Raw genomic sequence first — 23,036 nt, forward strand, 5'->3', positions numbered from 1 at the left:
CGTTTTATTATTATATTCATTCTATGTTTGTTAAGGTAAGTCGATCCAAAAGAAATAACAAAGTCCATGAGACTTTACAAATCGCTGAGTCCTACAGAGACTCAAATGGAAAAGTACGCCATCGAATCTTGCTGCATTTAGGCCCTACCGACAAATTCATCAAAAAAGACGTAGACACGCTTATCAACGGACTTTTAAGGGCTAAGGGGTTAACTTTACAGGACTTAGATAGCAATATTGATAATGTCAAGGCCTTCGGTCAAATCTGGGCGCTTGTCCATTTATGGAAAGAGCTTAAAATGAGCCAGATTATTGCCAGGCAAAAGGAAAAAAGCGGAATAAAGTTTGATCTTGAAGCTCATTTAAAAAGTCTGATATTTAACCGCCTGGATGATCCTTCTTCCAAACTAAAACTACTCACCTGGTTAGAAACCGTTTATATTCCGGGTATCAACAAAGACGACATTCGTTATGAGTATCTTTTAAGAGCGATGGATTTTCTAATAGCTCATAAGGAAAAGATTGAAACCCAACTTGCTAATCGTTTACTAGATCTGTTTAATCAGGATCTAAAGGTTTGTTTTTATGATTTAACATCAAGCTACTTTGAAGCCGAAAACTCATTGGTAGAAGGCGATATTCGTCAGTTTGGTTATAGTCGTGACCACCGCGGAGATAGAGAACAGATCGTAATTGGCGTGGTGATGACCGGAGATGGTATTCCTATAGCCCATTACGTCTTCCCTGGCAATAAGGCTGATCGCTCTACCTTGCAAGAGATGCTCAATGATATTCGCAGGCGATTTAAGGTAAAAGATATCCAGCTGGTGGCAGACAAAGGTTTATTAAGCAATGACAATCTCTGGCATTTAATCCAACAAGGTTATGAGTTTATTCTTGGAGAGAGTGTTCGTCAGAGCAAGGATGTCAAATCGGTTATAAAAGAAGCCAATGCGCATAAAGAGGCGACTGGTGAGACGATCTATGAGCGCCTAACGGAGCGTGAAATCAAGTCAAAAGATGGTAAAAAGGAAAAGATAAAACTTCGTTATGTGGCCAGTTACAATGCCGCCACGGCATTAAAGCGCTATAAAAATCGCATCAATCGTATTAATGAATTTTTAGAGCTGTCAGAAGAGATTAAGAAAAAGGAAATAAACACAGAAGATAAATATCATCAAATAAAGAGTGTATTATCAAGAAAACGTTTAAGTCGTTTCTTTAATGTTGAATTAACAGAAGATACGATAGAGATTCATAAGCAAGATGAGGTATTATCAGAAGAAGAAAAGAGCGACGGTTGGTTTATAGTGATAAGCAATGCTCATGACCTGAGTAAATCAGAACTCATAGCGCGCTATAAAGATTTAAAATATGTGGAGCATGGTTTTTACGAATTAAAGCATAGTTTGAATTTACGTCCCAATTTTCATTGGACAGAGAAGCGTATCAGGGCTCATGTGATGGTGTGTTTTCTTGCATTCCAGATGGCGGTATTGTTTGAGAAGCGTTTGAGTGGCATAAAATTAAGTTGGCAGCGTGCTATGGAGAGCCTGCGTCGAGTCGTGGTTGTAGAATGGGAAAATGAAGGGAGACGTCGTAAAGGATTATCCAGAGTGCATGGCGAACAATTGGAAATATTTCAGGAGATAGGCAGCAGCAAGCCAACGCTTTTATCTTTGTAGTGACAACTTAACGAAAATGAAATTAAACTAACTTAATAATAATAAAGGAATTATGTTCCATACAACTGTCAAACTCAAGATATATTAAATCCACTTAATGCTCTTTTGATTTTATTTAGCTCTCTCTTGTTAAGTGCACCATATAATAATTCCATTAAAGTAATCGCGCTTATTACAATATTTTCACTCTGGAAGTTCTCGAAAACTTTCCTGGTATTTTCATTACCTTTTAAGTATTCTATTATTACATCGGTGTCGCATAAAATGATTACATTCTCCATGCCTTATCTCTTAACTTTTCTTTAGTAATATCTCTATTTTTCCAGATTCCAAAAATTTCTTCAAAATTCTGGGCTCTTTTTGATTTCTGAGCTTCCCTTATTTTTACAAAAGGCAAGTGTTTTAAAAAGCTTAATAAGGCTCTTCCTTCCTTATTATTCTCTATTTCTATGATGATTTGCATAATATACTCCTAATTAAAAACTTCATTTCTACTATTATACTTTTTTCTATTTTTTTTATTAAATCGTAAAAATTTCTTGAAATAATTTCAAATTCCTCATCTCATTTTTTTTTAATATAATTTTTCTCCTATTAAAAACCAAGTCTTTCCGTGCAGGGCGTAATCGCACCAATCCTTGATATTTTATAATATGGTAAAGGGAGACTCGTTCCCCCCTTAACCCTTTTACTCTTAACTTTATCGCTTATGATGTGGCGCCAGCCTGGGCTTCTAATTCGGTTTTACCTGTCGTTTTTCTCAGAACAATTTTCGGGAAAAGCGGCACTACATCTTTTAAAGCCATGCCTTATCCTTCTTAATAGTTAGTTAAACCTAGAGTTCTGCAAAATGTAAATTTTAGTGTCATTTCGAGGAGCGGAGCGACGAGAAATCTTTTGTTTTTGTTGAAGTTAGAAGATTTCTCATCCCGATAAATCGGGATTCGAAATGACATGTATGTGCATTTTGCAGAACTCTATTAGTTAAACCATTTTTATAGTAAGGAAGATAAATTTTTCCGGCAGTGAAATTGCCTACCTTACAGTTTAATGCTAATGTTTTATGCACAAAAACCTCAAAATATGTAAATTTTCTTAATAAGGATGGATTAAACAAAAACTCAATACATTAGAAATACAATTTTGTTCAAAAAAAATTAAATTTAGGATACTTCCTCTGGAAGATCTATCCCGCCCGGGAGGCTGTTGCATGGGGGGGAGGAATTAATGCTTATATTCTCCGATATTGATAATTTTTTCTCATTCTTAAGCGTTGGGCAAAATATAGAATTAAAAACGCCAAAATATTCTTTGAAAATAAAATTAATAGATCATCTTTTTCTTGTGATGCTGTTATAAACGCTGCTAAACGTTTCCCTAACATATTTTTAAATAGAACATTAATATTATGCCCAATACACATTAACGTAAATTCACTACGAACATTATTAAGACCAGATAAGGAAAATCCACGATAGCCTAAATTATGCTTCAAGTTACCAAAAACAGGTTCAACTGTCACCGAACGCTTTTTTAGTCGTTCCTGCGCCGCTGAAGTTTGTAACTTTTTCGCCATACGTTCGCAATAACTCTCATTAACTGAACGATGGATTTGCTTAACTTTCTTTTTACTGGAAATACATAAATTAATTAAGGGACAGTCCTGACAATCATTGGAACGATATACGATCCGTTCGCTATTTCTCTCAACTGGAAAAAGCTTCTTACCCGTCGGACATTCATAGTAATCTCCCTGTTCATGATACACAAAATCACTTCGTTTTAGTTTTCTTTCTTCTTTTTGCAATTCTTCCTTGGAGGTTGGTGTCTCCTTTATCGAACGATTGGATAACTGGGGATCGGCTATTACGGCATCAATCTGCTTTTCTTCCAATTCTTTTAGGTCTGTGCTATTGTGATAACCGGAATCGGCCGTGTAAGATCGCTTATCATCTGAACCAAGATTCTTCTCTACTTGTTCTTGAATCGGTATGAATTGACCCTGGTCGTTGGGCTGGCTTACGACTTCATGAGCTACTATTAAATGACTGGACATATCTACGCCTAATTGTGCGTTATAGCCCGGTCCATCCACCGAAGGCATCATGCGGGCATCCGGCTCTTTTACATTTATTTGATGTCTTGAACGGTGTTCTGATTTGAGCTGTTTCTTACGCTCTTTCAATTGGGCTTTACGTTCTAATATCTCTTTCTCTAAGCGCTCAAGCCGTTCTTTCTCCGCTCGAAGAGTTTCTAAATCTAATTCATCCGTGGCCCCCTGTTCTACAAAATTACAGCGCTGCATGTATTGCTTGATCTCTGCTCTTAACTTCTCTATACGTTTGTCTAATTGATCCTCAGTGTAGCCATGACGCTTACTGCTGTGCGCTTTGATTTTCGTGCCATCTATGGCTATCTGGTTGAAACTACTTATGCCTTCGGCCTGGGCAATTAAAAGTATCTCTACAAAATATTGGTCTAATAAATCCAAATGTGCCTTGCGAAAACGACTTAATGTACTATGATCCGGATGCTGATTCCCAGTGATATAAATGTAGCGCGTATCATATTTACACAATTCCTCCAGCTTACGGGTGCTGGTAATGCCGTTACTATAAGCATAAAACCATAAGGCAAGCATCATGTCTGGGGCATAAGAATCACCGCCTTGTGAACTATAACGGGAATAAAGTGCACTTAAATCAAGGCGCGAAACCAACTCCACTACAAATCGACTCTTTGGATCGTCTCTGGCAAAATCTTCCACACTATAGCCAAAGAGATTCATTTGTGAGCGATTATAAGTAATAAAACTCATGGAATTCCTTTGTTATTACTTGTTTTATCTGTCGCCCAGAATTTACAAATTTTTTGAATTTTACTCAAACTGAATTTGCAACAGCCTCCCGGGCGGGATTTGAAAATTTTGTGCTGTTTTAAAAACTCATCCCCCAGCCCGTAAATAGCGCCGATTTGCTTAGCTTTCCTCTCAAAATAATTTGTTTAATCATTTCCTGCGATGATTGGCGCAATCTGCGAGAAAATTACTTTGCGCGCGTTGCGGTTGATTTTGCTTGCGGCTGTGCGGTCTTAGCTGTTTTTTAAAACGATCTTCGCCCTTTTGCTATGGGAAAAAGGGCGAAGAAAATTTGCCCACGCGAGCACCCGTGTTTCTTTAATACACGGCCTGGGGCTGTCGTGCTTTAACGGCTTGCAGATATTCTTTTTCCAGTGTCAAAAACAACTCATTAACGGAAACGATTTTATCTACTTTGTAGGCATTGGAGCCGGCAAAGGTAAATCCCTTTTCCAGCATCCCTCGCTGCGCATTGGCCAATGCATCGGCAATACAGTAAGGCGTGGTCCGAAAATCACACGTTTTTAAACACTTCCACGAACATTTAAAGGGTTTTTTCTGTCCTTCTTTGACTTCCTGCAAAAAGCTGTTTTTAATAGCCCGCCCCGGCAGGCCAACGGGACTGTCAATAATAACGATATCTTCTTTTTTACTCTGCACATAAGCATTTTTAAAGTCCTCGGAAGCGTCGCATTCGTGCGTGGCCACAAATCGCGTGGCCATTTGCACGCCGCTGGCGCCCAGCTCCAGAAATTTCAGAATATCCGCCCCGCTGAAAATGCCGCCGGCTGCAATAACAGGAATTTCTCGCTCAAAGCGCTCCTCGAACACCTTAACCGTGTCAACCACTTCCGGGATCAGCTTTTCCAGCTGAAATTGCGGATCGTCTATTTGTTCGCGTTTAAATCCCAGATGCCCCCCCGCTTTAGGTCCTTCCACCACCACGGCTTCCGGAATTCGGCCAAAGGTTTTTCCCCAGTATTGAAAAATCAACTGGGCGGCTCTGGCCGAAGAAACGATGGGCACAAAATAGGTTTTAAAATTTCGTATCATTTCCGGAGTGTAATTTTTAGGAAAGCGTAGCGGCAGGCCGGCGCCCATGAACACGACATCCACCTCTTCTTCGATGGCGATTTGCAGCATATTATCGAAATCTGACAGGGCAACCATAATATTCAAGCCGATAACGCCATTGGTCATCTGGCGCGCCTTACGTATTTCATGCCGCAAAAAATGCATGTTGGCTTTGCGGTAGTTCAATTGTTCTTCAGAAAACAACAATCCCAATCCAACGGATGAGATAACGCCCACACCGCCTTCGTTGGCCACCGCGGAAGCCAGACCAGATAAAGAGATGCCCACACCCATTCCTCCCTGAATAATGGGCGTCGGTAAATTAAAACGTCCGATTTTTAATCCTGGTAACTTTTTTGCCTGCATGTGCATGCCCTTTCCTGTGAGTAAATTTTGAAAGGGGGCGAACCCCCTTTCATAGTCTCTGCAATTAGTTTACAACCAAAAAAGGAAAGGTTTTGTAAAAATAATGTAAATGATTGCAAAAGAGATGACTTTTAGAGCAGGCGTGGTCATTAGCTTTGTTCGTCTGCCATGGACAGATTGTAGCGTTTTAATTTGCGCCAGAGCGTTGCCCGATCGACTCCCAGACGTTGAGCCATTTGTTGCTTGTTGCCATTGCACAAAATCAACATCTGACGCAAGAACTGTCGTTCCTGGAATTCGAGAAACTCAGCCAGCGTCATAGTATTTTGCGTAAACAGCGGTTGATAACGGTCCATATCCAGAGCCAGCGAAACTTCTCCCTCGGAAATAATATTGCCCTGTGCAAACATGACGGCCCTGCTTACGACATTGCGCAGCATCCTTACATTACCGGGCCAGTCATACTGCACCAGAATATTCATTCCGGCAGGAGAAATACCGACGATCTTTTTATTAAGTTCATTGGCGTAGTGCTTAATGTAGTGTTCCACCAGCGGGGGAACGTCATCTATGCGTTCGCGCAAAGGGGGGACGTGGATATGAAACACATTGAGCCGATGGAAAAGATCTTCCCTGAATTTTTTTTCTTTTATCATGGTCATGAGGTCTTTATTCGTGGCGGCAATGATACGTACATCCACCTTTTGTGTTTTCGGTGCGCCAATTTTTTCGATTTCGCCATCCTGCAGAACGTTTAATAGTTTGGCCTGGGCATAAAGCGGCAGTTCCCCGATTTCATCCAGGAAAAGCGTACCCCCATCTGCCAGTTCAAATTTTCCTGGCTGATCTTTGATGGCTCCGGTAAAGCTGCCCTTTTTGTGCCCGAAGAAGACGCTTTCGATCAAAGTTTCCGGAATGGCTGCGCAATTGATTCGAACAAATGGCCTGGTCGATCGGTTGCTTTTTAACTGAATGGCCCGGGCGATGAGTTCCTTGCCCGTGCCGGTTTCTCCGGTAATCAGAACTTTGCTATCTGTAGGCGCCACAAAATCAATTTGATTGAATATTTGCTGCATGGCCTTACTCTGACCGATCATCTGGTAATTTTCGAGCAATTCATTAATCAATAAACGGCGTTCTTTTAGCCAGTTATAATGAGCAATGGCGTTTTTTAAGGTGATCAACAAACGGTCTAAATCCGCGCCCTTTTCTAAAAAGTCGAACGCGCCCTGCTTAATGGCTTTTACGGCGATAGCCAGCGTACTTTGCCCGGAAATCATAATCACCGGAATGGTGGGATGTTTTTCTTTAATTTGTTCCAGCAAAGAGATGCCATCCATGCCGGGCATTTGCACATCCAGCAGAACACAGTGAAATTTGTCTTTGTTCAACAGACTCAGTGCTTTATGCGGATTATTGATTCCTCTGGTCACATAGTTGTGAAACTTGAGCAACGAAGAGAGATCATCCAAAAAATTAAGGTCGTCATCAATGGCCAGAATGTGATACATGGGTTTTCTCCAGAGATCTTTCAACTTTAGATGGTAAATCTACTACAAAAACCGTACCATTCTCAACATGAGAATAAAAATCGATTTGCCCTCCATGTTGTTGCACAATTTGTTTGGCAAAAGCCAGGCCAAGGCCCGTACCTTCTTTTTTGGTGCTGAAATGGGGTTCAAAAATTTTCTGTTGTATCTCGGGCGGGATCCCCCGGCCATTATCCTCGACTCGTATTTGAATGCCGGGCTCTTTTACGTTTTTTATTTTATCTGAGATGCGCAACCGAACAAAAATCTTCCCCTTTTCCTGAATGGCATCGATGGCATTTTCCACCAGAATGTGAATCAAAATTTCCATCTGCCGTTCATCCCAGCGCACGATCTCCGGCACACCGTCTTCAATATCGGTGATAATATCTACAGCGCTATTGGTACTATAAACCTGGAAAGGCTTTAAGGCACGCTCCAGGAAGGGCTTTAATGGAATATCTACGCTGGATATTTGTTCCAGGTCGCTAAACTTCAAAAAGCTTTTGGTAATGGCGCTGATGCGTTTTAGTTCGTTGTGCGCCGTTTCCAGTTCTCGAGAAAGACCAGACAGCTGGGGCGCCTGTTCCTGAATTTGAATGTACAACATTTGCAATTTTAATTGTACTCCGGCCAGCGGCGTTTTAATATCATGCACCATCTTCCTTACATTGCGCTGCCAGTTTTGTTGACGCTCGAGCAATACCTGACGTGTACTGTCTTTAATCTCCACCAGAAAAGCGTAGATATAGCCCAAAAATCCGATAAACGGGGTAACGCTTATCTCACCGATAAAATTCATGGAAGGTTTTTCAAAGGAAATGGATTCTGTAACTTTGGTTTGCTGCTGTTTACACTTTTGAATGACTTTAATAACCGCATGATGCGCGCCCACCCCCTGTTCAATAAACACCCCTTCTTTTAATGGATTTTTTAAATCAAAAAATTGATTTATCCTTTTGTTAACGCTAAGAATACGCCCCTTAAAATCAATCAAAATGATGGCGTTTTCTGAGCCTTTTAAAAAATATAAAAAAGAAAGGATATAGCGATTTATTTTGACGAAAATTAAAAATCCTGATAGCAATATCATAAAACTAAGAAGAAACGACAGACTAAACACGAAAGGTATTTTACCGGCCCAACGATTGGTTTGAACTTGCAGTGAAATATGTCCTTCAGAGGTGGTAAATTTAAGCACTGGATAGGAATTTATAGGTTCACGGTAAAACGTCAGATCGCTTATCCCCTGTATCCGTTTAAAGTTATACCTGGCGAGCAATTGCCAATCCTGACTAAAAAGATACAGCCCTTTTGAATTATTACAAATGATCTCAGGCTTGGTGTCGCCTAATATGTTTTCTATTTTATGAATCACTAAAGCCTTATGATCAGCCGACAGTTCTTTTTCTGTTAATAATTTTAAAGAGTCGTTAAAAATCTGAACTTTAGGTACGTAATGCGTAAGATAAATCAGGGGACGTTTTCCATACGTGTTTATCCCATAATTAAAGGCCGTTTTTGAAAGAGGTTTTTTCTTGATTTGAAATGAAGAATCAATGGTGAATAAGGTCGGTAGATCTTTACTATTACTTAACAAAAGATAGATACGGTTTGGGCCAGGCATTTCCAGATATTCCATTTCTACATTGCAAAACTTATCGCCAATTTTTTTGGGAGGCTCTAATAGATTAAGTTGTTCGTCTAATATTAATAGCCAGGAAAAGGCGTCTGACAAAAAAACCGTTGTCGGAAAATTATTCGTTGCCGCGCTGGTTAAAATAATTTCTTTATGTCCGTCTTGATTTAAATCGGTAACCTTAAAAGATACCGGCCCCATGTGGTGTTCAAAGCGCCGAACGATTTTTTTATTTTGAAGATCATATAAGCACAAACAGCGTGGTAATTTAGAGTAGCCGCTATTCAAGGAAAACAAAAGCTGGGCGCCCCGGCCATTAAAATTTACCACCCGGGCTGTAATTAACTGGATGTCCCAGTTTTCGCGACTTCGTTGGGGTGAAGAGGGGAGAATTGGTTGTTCAAACAGCAGATATTCCACATTAAAAACATCGATGATTGTTAAGTAAAGCGCCTTATTATCGTTAGAAAAAATAAATAAATCGTCGAAGCCATCCTGGTTATAGTCATAAAACACCGGTTTACTCAGGACAATGCGATGATTAAAGTTAAATTGGTCGATCAATCCGCGCTGATAATCCTGGTAAAATTTAAGGTAATAAAAACCCTGCAGAGGGTCATTGACCATAACAAGGCGTTCTTTAAAACCGTCACGATCAAAGTCATGATAAAAAATGCGTGTTATCGTTCTGTCAAAGGGATTGTAGCGAAACTCTTTTAAGCTATATGGTAATATATACCTGCTGGCAAGAAAAGAGGTAATGATGGCGACGCTTAAAGACGCAAAGCCAAATATTAATAGAATTTTATGTAGGGGTTTTTGCATTTTAAAAAGTCCATTGAATCGATACGAAACTAAGATAATAAAGCAATCGCTCAAATTCAAGGAGATGTTGCAGGCCTGCAACCGGGCAGACTCAAAACTTGTTTTGCCTTAACATGCTGAAATTAAAAGACGTTACTGGTTGAAATAAATTCGCATTTAAGCCAGAGATCTCGCTGTAAAAAAGGGTTATTGCAGCCTGGCAACATCTTTTTACCCTATAAGTTGCAAATGTGAAACATCAACCGCAGAGAAAGCAACATTCAGATGGCTGCTGAGAGCACGATCAAAGCCTTTTGCAGCTTTTTCAGCCAGGACATCCAGACAAAGAAATTTCATAAGCTGCTTGTTTTTTGGGAGGCGTGCTGTGAAGCATCTTACAGGAAGATCATCTCAAATCGAGATAAGCAGGCGAAGCTCCGTAGGAATGAAAGTTGAGGATAATAGCCTTGAAAAAATGACATAAAAGTATATCAGTTTACTCTAATCAGTTGCTCAAAAAATATTTTCATTTTTCTTTTTTCGATTATAACTTACGCGACTAAATAAAAACAAGTTAACTCAGGGTTTAATTTCAATGAAATTCGATTTAGATCTTCTACAGAGAGAAACCGGAATAACCGTTTTTAACAAAGGCAAAAACTATTTCAAAACGAAAAGAGTAAAGATTATTCAAGCGACCAGTGACAGAGTGGAAAGCTTTGTCTATGGTATGCACGAATATAAAGTTATAATCCAACAAAAAGATAGCGCTTTTTATGTGGAATGTAATTGTCCCTATTTTGTAACCAGCGACCGCATTTGCAAACATATTGTCGCCACTATTTTTGAATATGAACAACTGCGAGAAGAGAAAATCAATGTTGTTGCCGAAGCCGCCAGCTGGCAAGCCCTTATTCCCCCTGAAGAGTCGAACATTAAAAAAAAATCTCGCAATCGTGTAGCTTTTGTCCTCAGTTTTTTCCCAACTTCATGGCAAATAAAACCGGTTCTACGCTACATTAAAAAAGATGGAAGTCTGGGCCGCGAAGTTAACTTTAGTTTGCAATATTTCAGTGCGTACGATTTCGAAACCAATCCTGATGAATTAATGGCTTTAGGATTTTTAAGCGGCCTAACCCGCATATCGAATTCTATTGGTTTTATGTACGGCAGCGAATACGGTCAAATTTTACATTACTTGAGAGATTCCCTCCTCTTGTACAATTTTAACAGCTGGGAAAACATACCCATTTCATTTTTAAAAGAACCTTTCGATCTCCACTTTACTATCGAAAAAGAAGAAGATCAATATGTATTTAAACTTTTTCTAAAAACGGCCAATGGCGATCAAAAAATTATGGTGAATGATCAGTTTTTATTGCTTTCTTCAGAACGGATTTATTTTTTCTATGACATGAAAATCTGGCCGGTCAAGCAAAAGATTTCCGCCAACCTTCTTTTACCTTTTTGTAATGCGGAAAATGGGCTTATCATCCCAGAAAAAGAGATGCCCCAATTTTTAAAGGACGTGTATCCTCAATTTCTGGAAGCCAAAGCAGAAACCGAACTTCCCGATTCCGTTCAATTAACGGTGATGGACAGTCTGGTAAAAAAAGCGCTGTATTTGTCTGAGGTAGAAGGAAATTTACACATTTCCGTTTCCTTTTTTTACGGCGGACAACAAGAAGACATTCAACCCATCAAAGTCGATGCCCTGCCTTTTAAAAAGCACACAATGCTGCTTCAAAAAAAACAATATATTCTAATCGCTCGCCAGGAAGAAGTGGAAAATTTTTATTTGAACATTCTTACCGAGCATCAGCTGGTCAGGCAGGAGAACGAATTTGTCCTGGCCAAAAAGGTAGATGCATTAGATTGGTTATTTGATACGATACCGGAGCTGGCCAAAAAAGGATTTGAAATTTACGGCGAGGAAAAGCTGGACAAGCTTAAGGTGCGTCGCGCTGCTGCCCGCCTTATCACCCAGGTGTCTTCCGAAACGGATTGGTTTGATCTTAACGTGGAAATCGATTTTGACGGACTGCGCATGTCGTATCAGGAAGTGGTGAAAGCCCTGCGCAAAAACAAAAATTTTATTCGCTTAAGCGACGGTTCTGCGGCAAAGATCGGTCAGGATACACTTAACAAGATAGCTCTGATCAAAACCTTTGGTAGTCGGTCAAAACGGGATGGTACGGTACGCCTCTCTAAAACCCAGGCTTTATTAATCGATGAAATCCTTAACGATTCCGCACAGGCTGAAGCCGATCAGGCCTTCAGAGACCATCTAAAAAAATTGAAAAGCTTTAAGGCCATTCGTCCTGTGGAACTACCTAAAAACTTTCGAGGGGAATTAAGGCCTTACCAGAAGGCCGGACTTGATTGGCTAGTGTTTTTAAATGAATATGGTCTGGGCGGCTGCCTGGCCGACGACATGGGCCTTGGCAAAACCATTCAGGCCCTGGCGCTTTTGCAGCTGCAAAAAGAAAAATTGAAAAAGAATCTTGTGTCGTTAATCGTGGCGCCCACTTCGGTACTTACAAACTGGCAAAACGAAGCCGCAAGGTTTACGCCCGACTTAAAGGTTTACCTGCATGCCGGGCTGGAAAGGGAAAAAAATGTGCGTCATTTTGAGCAATTCGATCTGATTATTACTTCTTACGCTTTGCTCTGGCGCGATTTCGATCTATTAAAAGAGATCTCTTTCCATTACGTCATTCTGGATGAATCGCAAAAAATAAAAAACCCCCTGTCCGTTACGGCTCGCGCGGCCTATCGTTTGCGTGCCAGCCATCGTCTGGTGATGACCGGCACGCCCATTGAAAACAACCTTGCAGAGTTGTGGTCGCAGTTCCAGTTTATTAATCCGGGTATGCTGGGTGCCTTAAAAGCGTTTACCACGCACTTTGGCAAGGCCATCGAAAAGCAGGGCGATCAGGAAAAAGCCGAACAACTGCGCCGCCTCATCTACCCCTTTATTTTGAGAAGGACCAAAGACATGGTAGCTAAAGAACTGCCGCCCAAAGTGGAAAACATCCTGTTTTGCGATATGAGCGACCAACAACAAAAGGCTTACGAAAAATGGCGCGACTACTACCGGGCGCTGATCTTAAAAACCATTAATGAAAAGGGGCTCAATCGCTCTAAAATGAAAGTATTGGAAGGGCTAACCCGCTTGCGTCAGCTGGCCATTCATCCGGCCATGGTAGAGAATAACCACAAATCCGATTCCGGAAAATTTTATGCCCTGCACGACATCCTGGAAGAAGTGATTAAAGAAAATCATAAAGTACTGCTCTTTTCGCAGTTTGTCAAAGCGCTTACCCTGGTGCGTCAGGGCCTGGATCAACGCTCCATTCCCTATCTCTATCTGGATGGGAGCACCAAAAACCGCCAGAAGTTAGTAGATAAGTTTCAGAACAATTCAAAGATCAAAATATTTTTAATCTCCCTTAAGGCCGGCGGGCTGGGCTTAAATCTTACGGCCGCCGATTATGTAATTCACCTTGATCCCTGGTGGAATCCGGCCGTTGAAGCGCAGGCCATGGATCGAGCGCACCGCATCGGACAGAGTAAAAAGGTGTTTGTTTACAAAATGATTACCAGAGGCTCCGTGGAAGAAAAGATTCTGGCCCTGCAGCAAAGAAAGAAAAATCTGGCCGAACAATTGATCACCACCGACGCAGCGTTCTTTAAAAACCTCGAAAAAGATGATATTGTGCAGTTGTTTTCTTGACACTATTTTTGACCATAATCAGGATATTTCCTTCAAAAAATGTAATTCCTTAGCGTGCGAAAATTTTTGTGCTGCTGGATTGGTTGAATGGTTAATTAGTTTAATGGTTGAATAGTTAGCCTGTCATTTCAAACCTGTTTCTGCAAGTGTGGTGAATTCCTGCCACCGTTTATGTAGGGGCGAAGGATTTCCAAGAACAATTCAGCGATGGTAAGCATTAATCTTTAGTCATATCAAAAAAGCGCTCTGGATAAAGTAGGGTTGGAAATCCTTCGCCCTTTCAAGTACGTTCATTCCTGATCTTTTGTCTGGGAGTGAGGATCGAGCGAGCAAGGGTAATTTAATTTAAAATATTCATTGGGCCCATTGTGACTTCTCTGGTTGCTTGAAATAATTTATTTAACCTTTCCTACGATGATTGGCGTAATCTGCGAGAAAATTACTTTACGCGCATTGCGCTTGATTTTGGTTATGCCTTTGCTGTCTTAGAAAGATTGATGGATTATGCTGATTTTCGGCGCATACGAGAGGTTACTCTCCTTTCAAAGGAAACTTTTAAAGTAGAAAAATACTATCACGCTAATCCCCAAATCAAAAAAATCACAGTTCAGAAATTTGCACTCCGACACATTTATTTGAATTTTTTTATTTCACCCTTGTATTAATAGCAACTTTTGTTAAAATTACTCGTTAATATCAATCAAAATGAAAGGGTAGATAAAAATGGATGAATCTTTAAACAATCAAAATAATCAGCAAGAACCCATGCCGGCTTCTGAAGTCGAACCTGCTGCTCCTAAACTCTCTTTGTGGCAGCAGCTGGTTAAAGTCTTTTCCGATCCGGTGAACTTTTTTAATCATCTGCGCAGCAACCCTACCTGGTTATTCCCTTTTCTTTTGATTGTTCTGATGAGCATCGTGTTTACCGCGGCCACCAAAGACCAGATGCTGGAATATCGCAAACAGCTCATCCTCGATTCGGACAAGATGACCGAAGAGATGAAAGACATGGCCCTTGAGCAACTTGAAAACATGACGCCGACCGCGTACTATATTCAATCCGTTGTGGGCAGCGTCATCGGAAGCGCCATTGTTTTTGCCATTGCCGCGGGACTCTTTCTTTTGACCGGCAACTTCTTTTTAGGAGGAAAGGCAACCTTTAAACAAATGTTTGCCCTATACGTTTGGGGCAACATCGTCAGTCTGGTGGAGATGCCGGTTAAAATGATTTTAATCCTTCAAAAAAATTCAGCGGAAGTTTACACCAGCCTCGCTTTGCTTATGGACCCGCAACAAAGCGATACGGTTCTTTTTAAACTTTTAAATGCCGTCGATATTTTTACCATCTGGAAGATCATTTTATGGTCCATTGGTTTCGGTATTATTTATCGTTTTAGCGCAAAAAAATCTTACCTAACGGTTATTTCCCTGTACGTTATTTATGTGTTAATTAGCGTAGGGCTTGGCCGTTTGTTTGTTTAAACAAAGGAGTTTATAATGAGGCACGGAATTCGTGGCGTTACTACCTTAATCGTACTTATTCTTTTTGTAAGCCTGCCTGAGTTTAGCCGCGCTCAGGAAACCAAAACAGTTATGACGCTGGAAGAATGTATTCAACTGGCATTGCAAAGCAACTTCAATCTGCGCAATTCGTTTTACATGAAAAAAGCAGCCGATTTTGACGTGTTAAAAAGTTACCGCGGCATTTTGCCTCAGGTCAGCGTTTCTGTAGGCAGAGGCGAAATCGAAACCGGGCCTTCAGAATACCTGAGCAACGAGCCGGTAGGCATCGACCCTGAAACAGGCAACGTTATTTACGAACAACGCACGCGTAAAATAGAAAAGCAAACGCGTTCCTCCAGCTCGGCCGGCTTAACCGTTTCGCAAACCGTTTTCGATGGCGGCATCTGGTGGAATCAGATTCGTAAGGCCAAGACCGATCGTGAAGCCAGCGAATACCAGTACGAAAACGATCGCAACCAGGTCATCTTTCAGGTGCAACAGGCCTATTTCGACCTAATCAAACAAAAAAAGCTTCTCGACGTGTACGAAGTAGCCATCGAACGCAGCCGGGCGCAACTGGAACGCTCCCAGAAGATGTACGAGCTGGGCGCCACGGCGCAGGTGGACGTGTACCGGGCTAAGGTAAACCTGGGCAACGATCGCATTAATTATCTCAATCAAAAGAATATTTTCGAAGAAGCGAAAAAGAAACTCAATCTTTTGATGGGACGCGATCCCTTAACGCCCATCGACGTGCAACCAGAGTTCCGCATTCCGGGCGAGCTTCCCGAACTGGAAGAGCTCTTTAAAACGGCCTGGCAACACCATCCCCTGCTAAAAAAGGACTTGCTCAGTTTGCAGTCCAGCGCCCTGTCTGTTAAAATGGCCAAAGGGCTGAACTTCCCGCGCATTTCCATCTATTTAAACTATGATCGTTTTCATGAATCGGCCATTAAGGTCTTTTCCGACTATGACCAGAACTATCAGATTCGCTATGGAATTAATCTTTCGCTCAATCTGTTCAACGGTTTTTCCGATTACGCCGATATTCAAAAAGCCGAGTTAAATCGCAAGATGGTGCGCGAACAAATCGAAGAATACAAGCGCAGCCTGAAATCAGAAATCCACAAAACCTACCAGAACTACCTATCTACACTGGAAATGATTAAAATTAACGAAGAAAATTTACAGGCCGCTAAAGAGGAATATCGCCTGGCGCAGGAACGATACAACATCGGCGCCGGCACGCAGCTGGAGGTGCGCGAGGCTCAGGTCAATTTAACGCGCGCCGAAGAGACCCTGGTCTCCACCGAATACAATGCCCAGCTTTTACTGGCTCAGTTAGACAATCAACTGGGACTCAGCTTCACCAAGGTAAAAGAAAAACTACAAAAATAGGATGAATATGGCGGGCAATGAATGCTCGTTTTTACAAACGATTACATCAAATCGTATTTGAGGTAAGACAGGAAGTAAAAAATGAATACCAAAAAAATTTTGATCATAGTCGGCGTTGTGTTGTTAATCGCCCTGATCATTGTGGGCAACCTGCTTAAAAAAGATCGCGGCATCGAAGTGCTCAGCGAAAAGGTGACGCGCGGCACGGTTCAGCAAAAGGTCACCGGCTCGGGTCAAATCCGACCGGCTACCGAAGTTAAGGTCAGCGCGCAGGTGGCCGGTAAAATCATCCGCCTGCACGTAAAAGAAGGCGATCATGTAAAAAAAGGCCAGTTGCTGGTCGAACTGGATGAGGAAAAGTATCGGGCCAATGTAGAACGCGCCGAATCGCAACTGCTGGCGGCCAAAGCCAATGAAAAAAAAGCGCACAGCGAATTGCAGCGCACCAGGCAACTGTTTAAGCGTAAACTGGTTTCCACAGCCGATCTGGAAGCGGCCGAAGCAAATTTTGAGGCGGCCATGAGCAACCGTTTGCAAGCCGAAGCGTCCTTAAAAGAAGCGCAGGACGCGCTGGACAAGACAAAGCTTTACGCCACCATCGAGGGCGTGGTCACGCGCGTCAATAAAGAAGAAGGCGAAATGGCCCTGGGCGCTCAGTTTCAGGAAGACGTTATTCTGGTCGTTTCCGATCTTTCTGTGATGGAAGCCGTTGTGGAAATAGACGAAAACGACGTGGTAAATGTGGAGCTGGGCGATTCTGCCATTGTAGAGGTAGATGCCTTTCCGGACACAACTTTTAAGGGAATGGTTACGGAAATCGCGCACTCCGCCATCACCAAAGGAATGGGCACCACCGAACAGGTTACCAACTTTGAAGTAACCGTTACCATCGACCGGCCGGATCCCCGTTTTCGTCCCGGAATGAGCACCACGGTCGATATTTTAACCAAACGGCTGGACAATGTTTTAAAAGTGCCCATTCAGGCGGTTACGGTGCGTTCCAAAGACGAAATCGAAGGGAAAAATAAAAAGAAATCGTCCAGAGCGGACGAATCCCCCAAAATCAAAGATGAAGACTTACGCGAAGTTGTTTTTGTGATTAAAGAGGGCAAAGCCGTTATTAAGCCGGTAAAACTGGGAATCAGCGACGACACGCACTACGCGGTGCTTTCCGGCTTACAAGAAGGCGACGAAGTGATCACCGGACCGTTCCGCGTGTTAACCAAAACCCTGAAAAACGGACAGGCGGTGCGAGTAAAAAAAGAGGTTGAAAAAGACTGATGTTAATTCTCATCGAAAATTTAACAAAGATTTACGAGCTGGGAAAAGTAAAGGTTCGGGCGCTAAACAACATTAATTTAAGCATCGAACGCAACGAATACGTGGCCGTGATGGGGCCCAGCGGTTCGGGTAAATCGACTCTGATGAACATCATCGGCTGCCTGGACGTACCAACCAGCGGCCGCTACATTCTGAACGGCCAGGACGTTCACAACCTGACGGACGACGAACTGGCGCACATTCGCAACAAAGAAATTGGTTTCGTATTTCAGACCTTTAACCTGTTGCCACGGGCCACGGCGCTGCACAATGTGGAATTGCCCTTGATTTACAACGGTACGCCGCGTTCCAAACGTAAAGAAATCGCCATGCAAATGCTGGAACGTGTGGGCCTGGCCGATCGCGCCAATCATCGACCTAACGAACTTTCCGGCGGCCAGAGGCAGCGCGTGGCCATCGCCCGGGCGCTGGTTAACAACCCCTCGTTGATTTTAGCCGACGAGCCAACCGGTAACCTGGATTCTAAAACCGGCGAAGAAATCATGCAAATCTTCCGCGAACTGAACGAAGCCGGCAATACCATCATTCTGGTCACGCACGAAGAAGATATCGCCCGAAAATGCCAGCGAATCATTCGCTTGTTAGACGGTGAAATCATTAGAGACGAGTTGAATAGCTGATGGCAAACATAAACGCTTTCTTTTCACATATTTCCGAATATTTAATCATGGCCTGGCAGGCGCTGGTCAGCCATAAGCTACGCTCATTTTTGACCACGCTGGGCATTTTGATCGGCGTTACCACCATCATTTCCATCTGGACAACCATTGAGGGGCTGAACCAGTACGTATTCGGACAGTTGTCTAACATTGGCGCCAGTACGGTTTACGTACAGAAATATCCCTGGGTTATTAAAGGCGACTTCTGGAAATACCGCAATCGCAAACCCATTACCTACAAAGAATACCAGGCGCTGATGGAACATTGCACCCTGGCCGAGCATATTTCGCCCGAAATTTTTGCAGCCAAAAATATCCGTTACAAAAGCAAAAAGTTCGAGAATATTTTTGTGATCGGCACCAGCGAACAGTACGCCTTTACGGCCAATGTGGCGCCGGAGATCGGACGCTTTTTAACGGAACTGGACGTGTACAACAACCGTTATGTTTGCGTGCTGGGGCGGGAAGTCGCTGATCGCCTGTTCGATAAAGAAAATCCCCTGGGTAAAAAGATTTTTATTGGCGATCGCAAGTACCTGGTGGTGGGCGTGCTGGAGCGTAAGGGCAATTTTTTCGGCCAAAGCATGGATAATTTCGTTATCGTTCCTTTTGGCACGTTCCGGCGGGTGTACGGCGGACACCGGGAGTTGCGCATTGCGCTGCTCACCAAGCCGGAAAAACTGGAAAACATGAAAGATCAAATCCGCAGCATTCTACGCCGCGTGCGCAAAATCCATCCGGCAAAGGAAGATGATTTTTCCATTAACCAGCAAGATATGCTGACCGATCTGTACAAAAGTTTAACCACCACCCTGTTTGCCATCGTATTTGTGATTGGAGGCATCTCTCTGGTTGTGGGCGGTATTGGCATCATGAACATCATGCTGGTCAGCGTGGCCGAGCGCACACGGGAGATCGGCGTTCGAAAAGCCATTGGCGCCACGCGCAGAAACATTTTAAGCCAGTTTTTGTTCGAAGCCATTGTCATTTCGTCCATTGGCGGCTTAATCGGCATTGTGCTGGGCTTTATTGCAGGCAGCCTGATCCTGGCGCAGATGAACCTGACGGGCGGCGTCAGCCTGACATCTGTATTGATCGGTTTTGGCTTTTCGGGTTTTGTGGGGGTAACAGCCGGTTTTTACCCGGCTTACAAGGCTGCCCGTTTAAATCCGATCGATTCATTGCGTTACGAATAAGAAGGCAACCATGTTACTGAAAGAAAACTTACAAATAGCTGTAGATCAAATTCGCGCCGGCGCCGTAAAATCCTTTTTAACGACGCTGGGCATCAGCATTGGCGTGGCCACCGTCATCTTCATCGTTTCCATTCTGGAAGGGTACAACCAATCCATCCAGAAAGAATTAAACGTGCTGGGCGCAAACACTTTTCAGGTGCAACGAGAAGACGTTTTTACCGGCATTCAGGTGGGGATGCGCAAAAAGAAACACCGCAAGCGCCTGGACAAATCGCTGGCCAGAGCCATCCGCGAAAACTGCAGCCTGGTGCAATCGGTGGGCGCCGAAATCTGGGAGCACAACGTTAGTCTTAAATATAAAGAAAAAACCACCAATCCGACCATTGGCGTGGCCGGCGCCGATCCGCAGTTTTTCCCCAATAACGGCTACATGGTCGGCGAGGGGCGCGCCCTGACCGACGACGACGTTCGTTTCCATCGCAAAGTAATCGTTTTGGGGATGGATGTGGTGGAAACCCTCTTCCCCTTTGAAGAGCCCGTCGGCAAAGAAGTCAAGTTGTTCGGCAAGCGATTCAGAGTGATCGGCGTGCTGGAAAAGATGGGCAGCTCCACGTTTGGCGAAAGCCGCGACAACCGCGTGATTATTCCCATTACTACCTTTGAGGACAATCTGGGCAAAAATCGTTCGTGCAAAATCACTGTGATGGTTAAGCCGGGGGTGGATATGCAGGCCGCCATGGATCAGGTGATCGGCGTACTGCGCAAAGAACGCAAAATTCCGCCGGGCAAAGAAAACGACTTTTCCATTTTCACCAACGAAACGTTGATCAGCTCTTTTAACAACATTGCGGTACAGGTACGCGGCGCCGGCATTTTGCTGGGCTTGATTTCTTTACTGGTGGGCAGCATCGGCGTGATGAACATTATGCTGGTAACGGTCACCGAACGTACGCGAGAAATCGGTATTCGTAAGGCCGTGGGCGCGCGCAGGGCGGTTATTCTGTCTCAGTTTTTGATCGAATCCATTGTCTTAAGCAGTGTGGGCGGATTGTTCGGCATGGTCGCCGGATTTGTGCTGGCCGCCATTGTGGGCTCGTCTCTCAATATTCCTTTTACCATTCCGTTGTGGGCTGTTTTTAGCTCGCTGGCCGTAACCTCGGTGGTGGGCGTATTAGCCGGTTTGTACCCGGCTTCCAAAGCGGCCGCCATGGATCCCATCAACGCTCTGCGTTACGAGTAATTTTTCCGATTAAAAGAACAGCCAGCGAAAAAGCAAAGGCCGGAAAAAAAGGTTCAACTCCAAACGGATAGACGGCCTGGCCGTCCACGGCTTGCAGCCGGCCCCATATAAAGAGCGCCAGCCCGATTAAAAAGCTGCCGACCATCATGGTCACAAAATACGAAGAAGGAATCTTTAACTTTTTCCAGAAGGCGCCAAGCACGGGAAAAATCAAAGGCGGAATAAATAAACTGCCCAGGCTGTACCACAACTCTACCACAGAGGGAATCGAATAAGCCATAAAAACAGCGATTATCCCTGTGACAATCAACCCGAAGCGCACCTGTTTATTGGCGTCTGCCGACTTTTTCTTCTGCATTTCCCAGATCAAATCGCGCCCGATGCCGATGGCCGATAAAAAGGTGTAACTATCAATGGTGGACATAATGGTGGCAAACAAACCGACAAAAAACAGGCCGCGCAAAAAGGGCGGCAAATACTGGCTGGCCAGCGCCGGATAGGCTAAAATAGGTTCAATACCCGGCAGTAGCGCAAAGGCGTACAGGCCGCTCAAAAGCGTTAAGCCATCGAATAACGCCCAGAATACAATGGAGATCAAAATGCCGCGCCGGGCCACTTGTGGCGAGCGAGCCGCCGCGCAACGCTGATGGAAGCCCGGATCGATGAACGTCCAGCTGGCGATAGAAAACCACACCACGATCTGCTGCCAGCTTAAACTTCCTTTAAAGGACAGGTGCTGCGCGTCAAGCCGTTCAAACAGGTGGGCAGGCGGCAGCACCTTAAACGCCAGAAAAAACACCAACAACAAAAATCCGCCAAACATAAACAAAAACTGTAGTTTGTCGGTTTGCACCACCGAGCGAAAACCGCCCCAGTAAACATAACTCACAGAAATAATGGCGCTAACCACGATGGCCGGCACCAAAGGCCAGTGCAAAAAGTACTTCAGTAAAACAGCCAGCATCAAAATGTACGGCGCAGGCGAGGTCATTAACACCACAAACAGGCCGCTGACCGCCCCCACCCGCTTACCGTGCATGCGGTACATCATATCGGGAATGGAAACATTTTCAGCTTTTCTGATCCGCGGGGCAAGAAATAGCGCAAACAAAAGAGCAAAAACGTAATACGGCAGGCCCATCACCAGCCAGGCCGAAACGCCCGACGAATAAACAAACTCGCCAATCCCCAGGATGCCCCCGTACCAGGTGGTCACCAGCGTGGCCACAAAAGCGGGAATGGTCAACTGACGGCCGCTCAGCAAAAACTCCTTTTCATCGGCGTTGCTGCGCCGCGCGCGCAAACCGACGCGAAACAACAAAATCAAATAGACTAAAAGAGGTAAAATATCCAGCGCCAGCCTGCTACTCAAATCGCTCCACCTCGTACATGATCAACGTTCCGCTATCAAAAGAAACAACACAGGGCGATTCCTGTGTTACGTTACTCATGCCCACAAAAAAATCTTCAAATGTTTCTTTTTGCAGGGGATATTGAAAGCCGGAAAGGGTCAGGTTTTTAACGGCGCCGAAAGATAAAAACGAAACCGTCTGGCCGGCGGGTAGATTAAAGCGGTGAACGCCCGCTTCTAAAAAGGTCAAACGGCCAAAATTATCGATCACCTCCACTTCAACTTTTTTATTAAACTGCGCCAGAAAAAGCAGATTGGCAATGGTGTGATCGCCGCGCCGGCCGGTGGCGTTTAAAACGCGCAGACGGTGCGGTTGCAGGCTTTCCGCCAGGGTTAAAGCCTTTTCCAGATCGGTGGAGTACTGATCGGCAATGTACATCATCTTGCTATTTTTAAACTGGTCTTTCCACTCTTGGTTAATGGAATCCAGATCGCCGATAATGTAATGGGGCTGTAAATTTTGCTGCCGACAGTAATTGGCGCCGCCATCAGCTGCAATAATCACCGAAGCCCCTTCCAGCGCTCGTTTTAAGCGTTGGGTTTCCAGGCCTTCTCCATTTAAAATCAGGGCTACAATCTTTTTCATTTTTCTTCCTTC

Annotated in this window: 16 protein-coding genes; 8 read left to right on the forward strand and 8 right to left on the reverse strand. The window is 43.7% G+C overall.

Annotation, left to right across the window (positions count from 1 at the left end; genetic code table 11):
• Positions 1-23 precede the first annotated feature (23 nt).
• Positions 24-1,685, forward strand: a complete 1,662-nt coding sequence (locus Cabys_RS18455) for an IS1634 family transposase (RefSeq protein WP_083581041.1) — start codon at positions 24-26, stop codon at positions 1,683-1,685.
• A 74-nt stretch (positions 1,686-1,759) separates the two neighbouring features.
• Here the strand turns inward: Cabys_RS18455 and Cabys_RS20780 are convergent, their stop codons facing one another.
• From Cabys_RS20780 to Cabys_RS18485, 6 genes are all read right to left on the reverse strand, one after another.
• On the reverse strand, positions 1,760-1,966 hold the full coding sequence (locus tag Cabys_RS20780) for a PIN domain-containing protein (RefSeq protein ID WP_006927843.1): 207 nt from the start codon (positions 1,964-1,966) through the stop codon (positions 1,760-1,762).
• Positions 1,954-2,148: a hypothetical protein gene (locus tag Cabys_RS18465; RefSeq protein ID WP_006927842.1), complete on the reverse strand. Its 195-nt coding sequence runs from the start codon at positions 2,146-2,148 to the stop codon at positions 1,954-1,956. Before Cabys_RS18465 ends, Cabys_RS20780 begins: the two co-directional genes overlap by 13 nt.
• Before the next feature lie 768 nt (positions 2,149-2,916).
• Positions 2,917-4,503, reverse strand: coding sequence for an IS1182 family transposase (locus Cabys_RS18470; RefSeq protein ID WP_006926562.1), 1,587 nt, complete (start codon positions 4,501-4,503; stop codon positions 2,917-2,919).
• Between the two features lie 357 nt (positions 4,504-4,860).
• Positions 4,861-5,988, reverse strand: a complete 1,128-nt coding sequence (locus tag Cabys_RS18475; protein WP_006927840.1) for an NAD(P)H-dependent flavin oxidoreductase — start codon at positions 5,986-5,988, stop codon at positions 4,861-4,863.
• A 143-nt stretch (positions 5,989-6,131) separates the two neighbouring features.
• On the reverse strand, positions 6,132-7,493 hold the full coding sequence (locus Cabys_RS18480; protein ID WP_006927839.1) for a sigma-54-dependent transcriptional regulator: 1,362 nt from the start codon (positions 7,491-7,493) through the stop codon (positions 6,132-6,134).
• A complete protein-coding gene (locus tag Cabys_RS18485; protein WP_006927838.1) occupies positions 7,471-9,975 on the reverse strand; it encodes an ATP-binding protein in 2,505 nt (834 codons plus the stop codon). The genes Cabys_RS18480 and Cabys_RS18485 overlap by 23 nt, the downstream gene beginning before the upstream one ends.
• Before the next feature lie 574 nt (positions 9,976-10,549).
• Between Cabys_RS18485 and Cabys_RS18490 the strand changes: the two genes are divergently transcribed.
• From Cabys_RS18490 to Cabys_RS18520, 7 genes are all read left to right on the forward strand, one after another.
• Positions 10,550-13,690 (forward strand): DEAD/DEAH box helicase, encoded by a 3,141-nt coding sequence (locus tag Cabys_RS18490; RefSeq protein ID WP_006927837.1) that lies wholly within the window; start codon positions 10,550-10,552, stop codon positions 13,688-13,690.
• A 723-nt stretch (positions 13,691-14,413) separates the two neighbouring features.
• Positions 14,414-15,172 (forward strand): Yip1 family protein, encoded by a 759-nt coding sequence (locus Cabys_RS18495; protein WP_006927835.1) that lies wholly within the window; start codon positions 14,414-14,416, stop codon positions 15,170-15,172.
• Between the two features lie 15 nt (positions 15,173-15,187).
• On the forward strand, positions 15,188-16,591 hold the full coding sequence (locus tag Cabys_RS18500; protein ID WP_006927827.1) for a TolC family protein: 1,404 nt from the start codon (positions 15,188-15,190) through the stop codon (positions 16,589-16,591).
• Between the two features lie 81 nt (positions 16,592-16,672).
• A complete protein-coding gene (locus Cabys_RS18505; protein WP_006927825.1) occupies positions 16,673-17,872 on the forward strand; it encodes an efflux RND transporter periplasmic adaptor subunit in 1,200 nt (399 codons plus the stop codon).
• Complete coding sequence (locus Cabys_RS18510) at positions 17,872-18,552, forward strand: ABC transporter ATP-binding protein (protein WP_006927823.1); 681 nt, start codon at positions 17,872-17,874, stop codon at positions 18,550-18,552. Before Cabys_RS18505 ends, Cabys_RS18510 begins: the two co-directional genes overlap by 1 nt.
• On the forward strand, positions 18,552-19,787 hold the full coding sequence (locus Cabys_RS18515) for an ABC transporter permease (protein ID WP_006927822.1): 1,236 nt from the start codon (positions 18,552-18,554) through the stop codon (positions 19,785-19,787). The genes Cabys_RS18510 and Cabys_RS18515 overlap by 1 nt, the downstream gene beginning before the upstream one ends.
• A 10-nt stretch (positions 19,788-19,797) precedes the next feature.
• Positions 19,798-21,027, forward strand: coding sequence for an ABC transporter permease (locus Cabys_RS18520; protein ID WP_006927820.1), 1,230 nt, complete (start codon positions 19,798-19,800; stop codon positions 21,025-21,027).
• Here Cabys_RS18520 and Cabys_RS18525 read toward each other — a convergent pair.
• Together Cabys_RS18525 and Cabys_RS18530 are read right to left on the reverse strand one after the other, a co-directional pair.
• Positions 21,005-22,399: a sodium:solute symporter family protein gene (locus Cabys_RS18525; RefSeq protein ID WP_006927818.1), complete on the reverse strand. Its 1,395-nt coding sequence runs from the start codon at positions 22,397-22,399 to the stop codon at positions 21,005-21,007. The two genes, Cabys_RS18520 and Cabys_RS18525, sit on opposite strands and share 23 nt — an antisense overlap.
• Positions 22,392-23,024: a thiamine diphosphokinase gene (locus Cabys_RS18530; protein ID WP_006927816.1), complete on the reverse strand. Its 633-nt coding sequence runs from the start codon at positions 23,022-23,024 to the stop codon at positions 22,392-22,394. The genes Cabys_RS18525 and Cabys_RS18530 overlap by 8 nt, the downstream gene beginning before the upstream one ends.
• Positions 23,025-23,036 lie beyond the last annotated feature (12 nt).

This window comes from Caldithrix abyssi DSM 13497 (genome assembly GCF_001886815.1).
GTDB lineage: Bacteria > Calditrichota > Calditrichia > Calditrichales > Calditrichaceae > Caldithrix > Caldithrix abyssi.